The organism is Candidatus Planktophila sp., assembly GCF_044348745.1.
Classification (GTDB): Bacteria; Actinomycetota; Actinomycetes; order Nanopelagicales; family Nanopelagicaceae; genus Planktophila.
Genome location: NZ_JBIKSG010000046.1, coordinates 1 through 5620 on the forward strand (window position 1 = coordinate 1; position 5620 = coordinate 5620).

General features: G+C 45.3%; 7 protein-coding genes. 5 read left to right on the forward strand and 2 right to left on the reverse strand.

Translation table 11 applies throughout. The features are described from left to right. Together AC9UH7_RS05940 and AC9UH7_RS05945 are read right to left on the reverse strand one after the other, a co-directional pair. Positions 1-455 (reverse strand): hypothetical protein (locus AC9UH7_RS05940; protein ID WP_509596195.1); only part of this gene is annotated, 455 nt, incomplete at its 3' end. Between the two features lie 192 nt (positions 456-647). Then, positions 648-998, reverse strand: coding sequence for a LuxR C-terminal-related transcriptional regulator (locus AC9UH7_RS05945; protein ID WP_509596197.1), 351 nt, complete (start codon positions 996-998; stop codon positions 648-650). Positions 999-1041: 43 nt separating this feature from the next. Between AC9UH7_RS05945 and AC9UH7_RS05950 the strand changes: the two genes are divergently transcribed. The 5 genes from AC9UH7_RS05950 to nhaA form a co-directional block, all read left to right on the forward strand. Then, entirely contained in the window at positions 1042-1785 is a 744-nt protein-coding gene (locus AC9UH7_RS05950; RefSeq protein ID WP_509596199.1) for an enoyl-CoA hydratase-related protein, read from the forward strand. Further along, positions 1786-2616, forward strand: a complete 831-nt coding sequence (locus AC9UH7_RS05955) for an SDR family oxidoreductase (RefSeq protein WP_509596201.1) — start codon at positions 1786-1788, stop codon at positions 2614-2616. Between the two features lie 9 nt (positions 2617-2625). Continuing rightward, the gene (locus AC9UH7_RS05960; protein WP_509596203.1) at positions 2626-3135 is read left to right on the forward strand and encodes a copper resistance CopC family protein; all 510 of its coding nucleotides are present in this window, start codon (positions 2626-2628) and stop codon (positions 3133-3135) included. 2 nt (positions 3136-3137) lie between these two features. Continuing rightward, entirely contained in the window at positions 3138-4565 is a 1428-nt protein-coding gene (locus AC9UH7_RS05965; RefSeq protein WP_509596205.1) for a purine-cytosine permease family protein, read from the forward strand. 9 nt (positions 4566-4574) lie between these two features. Beyond that, the coding region (nhaA, locus tag AC9UH7_RS05970) for a Na+/H+ antiporter NhaA (RefSeq protein ID WP_509596207.1) at positions 4575-5620 on the forward strand (1046 nt) is incomplete at its 3' end.

Below are 5620 nucleotides of genomic sequence, written 5' to 3' on the forward strand. Positions count from 1 at the left end.
GCCAGAGCGGCATAGCCGGCAATCACGCCCATAGTTCCAAATGCGTACGCCTGAAGAAGCATTCCTCGGAGGGTATTTCCCATGAAGAGTGTCTGTCGCAAATCTGCGAGTTGTGCAATTTTTGCCGTATCAGTGCTGCCACCGCGTACTAGGCCCATGTAAGCGCCAGAAACCTCAGAGTATGTTGCTGGCTTACCCATAACAGCAGTTGCTGAGGCATTCATATGCTCAAGAATGTATAGATCTGAATAGTCGCGTGCCATTTCTCCGGTCACAACCTTTTGGTCAGCCCATTTAGCTAGTGCATCCTTCGTTGCAGCTGGCAAAGATTCTTCCGCTGGGAAACTTATATTTTGCATTTCTAGCTGAGAAGCCACATTGTCTTCTGCAAAAGATGCACCCCAGTTGAGCAAACCAGCAAACAAAAGAAGTAGCGCTGCAAATCCTAAACTCACATTTGAGATTATTTTGTCAAGTGTTCTACGTTTCATAATATTCCCTCTCCAAATTAAGTATCGAATAGAAAATCAATACGAGGGTATTTCTACTCTGCAAAAGCCTGGAGAAAGCCTGAAAGTGCGAGGGTCACCACTCGATAACAAGCGTGGAGAGGTCGCCCTCAGAAGGCGTGATCTATACAACGATAGTTAATCGATGTGACGGTTACACATTGCTTTTCCATCTGGGCCAATTTCAAGATGGGAGCAAGCAACATTTAACTTATCAAAAGCTTTATCCCCGTAATGTGCACGATAGGCAAGCGCTAGCAAGACACGAAGATTGGTTTCACTGTCTGATTTAATGCCAAAAACTTGCGCGCTACGACTTACCGTATTTTCGACTACTTTTTCACTATGTGAAGTTTGCAGTGCTATAGAGGCGTTTGATTTACCCTCACAGACCAATTCCAGTACTAATTGCTCAAATGGTGTTAATTCCCGAATTGCTATTGTTATGTCTCTAACCATTGGATCTTCCGCCTCTCCGCGTGTCACCATTGTGCTCTTTTTATTTTCCTCAGTCACCCCATAAGATGCTCAAATGAGCGAAATTTTGGCCACACAAGACGCAGGAGTGCTAACCCTCAGTTTCAATCGTCCTGAAAAGATGAATGCCCTGACACGAGCTATGTATGCAGAGCTATCAAAGGGTCTAAATGATGCAGCTGGGGATTTTGGAGTCCGTGCAGTTGTGTTAACCGCAGAAGGTGATCACTTCACCGCCGGCAACGACATCATGGACTTTATGAATAACCCACCAACTTCTGATGATTCAGAGGTAGCAAAGTTTTTAGCCTCACTACTTAACTTCCCAAAGCCATTGCTTGCCGCGGTGAAGGGTAATGCTGTTGGTGTGGGCACAACGATGTTGCTTCATTGCGATGTTGTCATTGCAGGCACTACTGCCAATTTCTCAATGCCATTTGCATCTCTTGGTCTTGTGCCTGAAGCAGGATCTAGTTTCTTGTTTCCTCAGTTAGTTGGGTATCAAAGAGCGGCACTAATCTTTATGACTGGTGAGAGCTTTGATGCAGATGCAGCTGTTGAGATGGGATTGGCATCGGCTAAAGATGCAGATCCGTTGGCTCATGCGCAAAAGATTGCTCAACACATTGCCGAACAACCGCCCCAGGCGATCATTAATACCAAGGCACTTTTGAAGGCTAAAAATCATGACGCGATCGCTGCGATCATGAAGGCTGAGTTTGAGATTTTCGCAATGGCGTTGCAATCAGAAGAAGCTATGGAAGCATTCATGAAGTTCATGTCTAAGAAGGGTAAGTAAATGTCACTAGCAGGAAAGCGAATCTTTATCACTGGAGGATCTCGAGGAATTGGTCTTGCGATTGCTTTGCGTGCCGCGCGAGATGGGGCATCAATTGCGATCGCTGCAAAAACCTCTGATCCAAATCCAAAGCTACCAGGCACTATTCACACTGCTGCAGCAGAGATTGAAGCCGCCGGTGGAAAAGCCCTTGCTATTCAATGCGATTTACGGGATGAATTGCAGATCGAAGCTGCTGTTAATCAAGCTGCAGAAGCATTTGGTGGCATAGACATTCTCATCAACAATGCCAGCGCAATTAACTTAACTAGAACTGATCAAACACCTGCCAAGCGCTTTGACCTTATGTTTGATGTTAACGTGCGTGGAACTTTCCTCACTTCACAGGCTGCACTACCTCACCTACGCAAGTCAGCTGCTGAAGGACGAAACCCGCACATTTTGAACCTCTCGCCACCACTTTCTATGAAGCCAGTCTGGTTTAAAAACCATGTTGCTTACACAATGGCTAAGTACGGCATGAGTATGTGTGTTCTCGGTATGGCTGAAGAATTCAAGCGTGATGGCATTGGAGTTAATGCTCTATGGCCACGCACAGTTATTGATACAGCAGCTCTTCAAATGATTCCTGGGATCGATGCTTTAGCAGGTCGCACACCTGAGATTTTGGCAGATGCGGCATACATCATCTTTAATCGAGATGCAAAGGAATGCACAGGTAATTTCTTTGTCGATGATCTATTGCTGGCAAGTGAAGGAATTACAGACTTAGAGAAGTATTCAGTTACACCTGGAACTAAGGATTTCCTTCTCGATTTCTTTTTAGACTAAACTACTAAAATGCGTAGATTACTTGTAGCTTTATTTCTTGCTGGATTAACGGTTTTTACTATGCCGCTTTCTTCTGCACACGTTGACATTGTCTCTTCTTTCCCGGAGCGTTATGCCAATGTGAATCCAATTCCAACGACTGTGTGGATTGAGTTCAGCGGTGATTTACAGAATCTAGAAGGCGAGATCGTCAACACCCTCGAAGTTACTGATTCAACGGGATTAGTTGTCAGTTACGAGGATGCCATCATTGAGGCAGGCAGGATTACAACTAAGGTTTCAGGACAAAGCGCCGCTGGAGTTTTCATCGTTAAGTATCGAGTTGTTGGCCAAGATGGGCATGTGATTGAAGGCGATTACACATTTAACGCCTCACCTGACTATTCCGAAGCGGTGCCGGTAACCACTTCAGCTCCGCAAGATAATTCAAGTTTTCCGGTTGGTGGAGTTTTACTTGCATTCTTTCTTGCCACTTTATTCGGTGGCATCTTTATGAAAGCTAAAAGTCGGAAGAAATAGTCATGTCAGCATTTGATCTTGAAATTAACGGCACGAATACCATTCAGGAGTCTGAACGTAAAGGTTCTGCCAGTTCACTTTTTTGGCCATGGGCTGGCGCTAACGTTTCTCTCCTTGCACTTTCCTATGGCTCTTTCTTCTTAGGTTTCGGAATTTCATTTAGGCAGGCCACTTGGGCAGCGATTATCGGAACAATCTGCTCCTTCTTTTTAGTGGGCATAAGTTCACTTGCAGGTAAGCGCTCTAATGCGCCAACTATGGTTTTAGCACGTGCATCCTTTGGCGTGAAAGGAAGCATCCTTCCTGGGTTTCTTTCATATTGCATTTTCGTAGGTTGGGAAACGGTTCTGGTTTCTCTTGCAACATTGGCAACAGGAACCGTCTTTTCTCGGATCGGGGGAGTTGATCAGAACATTGCTTTGATCCTTGGATTTGTTATTGCTGTCTCTCTGACAGTTTTTGGAGGAGTCCTTGGTTTTGGCGTAATTATGAGATTGCAAAAGTTTTTGACATTAGTAACAGTAGCCATGACTGTTGTTTATATCGGCTTAACAGTTGACAGTGTTAACTGGAGCGCGGTTACAGCGATAAAAGATGGCTCAACTCAAGGTTTCATTGGAGCGCTCATTTTTGGAATCACTGGTATTGGCTTGGGCTGGGTTAATTGCGCGGCAGATTACTCTCGCTATCTACCAAGAACTGTTTCAAGTAAAGCGGTAGTGGGTTGGACGGTCTTCGGCGCTTCGGTTGTTCCTATAATTCTTGTGATCTATGGAGCGGCTCTATCAGCTAGTAGCAAAGATTTAAGTGATGCGATTGCAATGGATCCCATTGGCGCTTTGACATCACTGCTACCAACATGGTTTCTCATCCCATTCGCGCTAATTGCGATATTGGGACTAGTAGGTGGAGCCATTCTTGATCTCTATTCATCAGGATTAGCTCTGGTTTCGATAGGTGTTCCAATCAAACGCCATCAAGCCGCGATTATTGATGCGCTCATAATGCTTGCTGGGTGTATTTACATCGTGTGGGTTGCTGACAACTTCTTCTACCCATTCCAAGGTTTCTTGATCACGCTAGGTGTTCCAGTTGCGGTCTGGTCTGCAATTTTTGTTGCAGATGTCATTATGCGAAAAAAGGCGTATATCGAAAAAGACTTGTATGACGCCCAAGGAATGTATGGATCAATCAACAAGGGATCCATTGCATTAATGGCAATTGGAACAGTGGTTGGTTGGGGATTTGTAACCAATACCTTTGCATCATGGTTATCGTGGCAGGGCTACTTCCTAGGTTTGATTGGGGGCAAAGAAGGTCCATGGGCCTTTGCAAATGTGGGCGTGATACTTGCTCTTGTTATTGGTTTTGTTGGTCATATTCTGCTCTCATTCCATAAAATCCAAGCGCAGGAGAAAGCACTCAGTTAAAGTAAGACCATGACATCGCGCATCTCGCCCCTCCGAGATTTCCTAGGACGCGAGTCCACGAGCGGATTGCTAGTTCTTGTGGCCGCTGCGTTGGGATTGATTACAGCTAACTCACCTTTGTCAGACGAATATTTCTCGTTTTTAGATCTTGACCTCTCGGTCGGATCAGGATGGTCTTTGATAGACCTATCGGTTCTAAAACTCATTAATTACTTGCTGATGAGCATTTTCTTTTTCGTCGTTGGTCTAGAAATCAAACGCGAGTTAACTTCCGGGCATCTTGCATCATTTAAAAAGGCGATGCTGCCCTTCTTAGCGGCAATTGGCGGGATGGCACTTCCGGCCCTGATCTATTTGGCAATCGCTGGAGGAGTAGCGCCGGCTGGTTGGGGAGTTCCTGTTGCAACGGATATCGCCTTAGCGGTTGGGCTGTTAACGATGCTTGGCCCAAGTGTTGCAGCAGCTCTTCGTTCATTTTTACTTGCACTAGCTGTCATTGATGACATTGGCGCAATTTTGGTTATTGCATTTGTGTACTCAACTGGGATCAGGTTTTCTTGGCTAGCAGCTGCGCTTTTAAGCATCCTTTTAGTCACAGCACTGAAAAAGACCGGCGTTAGTTCTGTCGCAGTTTGTTCAATCTTTGCCTTTACCTTGTGGTTTTGCCTATACAAGACCGGTGTTCACCCAACTTTGGCAGGAGTCATTCTCGGATTGATGACTCCTAATATTGCCCATAAAGGTAAGAAACTCGAAGATATTGAGGATGGTTCGGTATCGGTTATTGATTGGCTAGAGCATAAGTTCCATCCCATCAGTACATTTTTTGTCGTTCCAGTTTTTGCTTTTGCAAACACCGGTGTAGTCATTACAAGCGAATCAATAGAGGCGGCGTCACAATCACTGATCGCGTGGGGAATTTTCTTTGGTCTTGTACTCGGAAAGCCACTTGGCGTGCTCTCTGCAGCACTTCTAGCAAAGCGCTTAAAGGTTGCCGAGCTTCCAGATGGAGTAGACAAGTCTTCATTGCTCGCAACTGGAAGTGCGGCTGGAAT

Coding starts and splice junctions, on each gene's coding strand:
- AC9UH7_RS05965 (WP_509596205.1), top strand. CDS start 3,138: ATGTCAGCATTTGATCTTGAAATTAACGGCACGAATACCATTCAGGAG.
- AC9UH7_RS05945 (WP_509596197.1), bottom strand. CDS start 998: ATGGTGACACGCGGAGAGGCGGAAGATCCAATGGTTAGAGACATAACA.
- AC9UH7_RS05950 (WP_509596199.1), top strand. CDS start 1,042: ATGAGCGAAATTTTGGCCACACAAGACGCAGGAGTGCTAACCCTCAGT.
- AC9UH7_RS05960 (WP_509596203.1), top strand. CDS start 2,626: ATGCGTAGATTACTTGTAGCTTTATTTCTTGCTGGATTAACGGTTTTT.
- AC9UH7_RS05955 (WP_509596201.1), top strand. CDS start 1,786: ATGTCACTAGCAGGAAAGCGAATCTTTATCACTGGAGGATCTCGAGGA.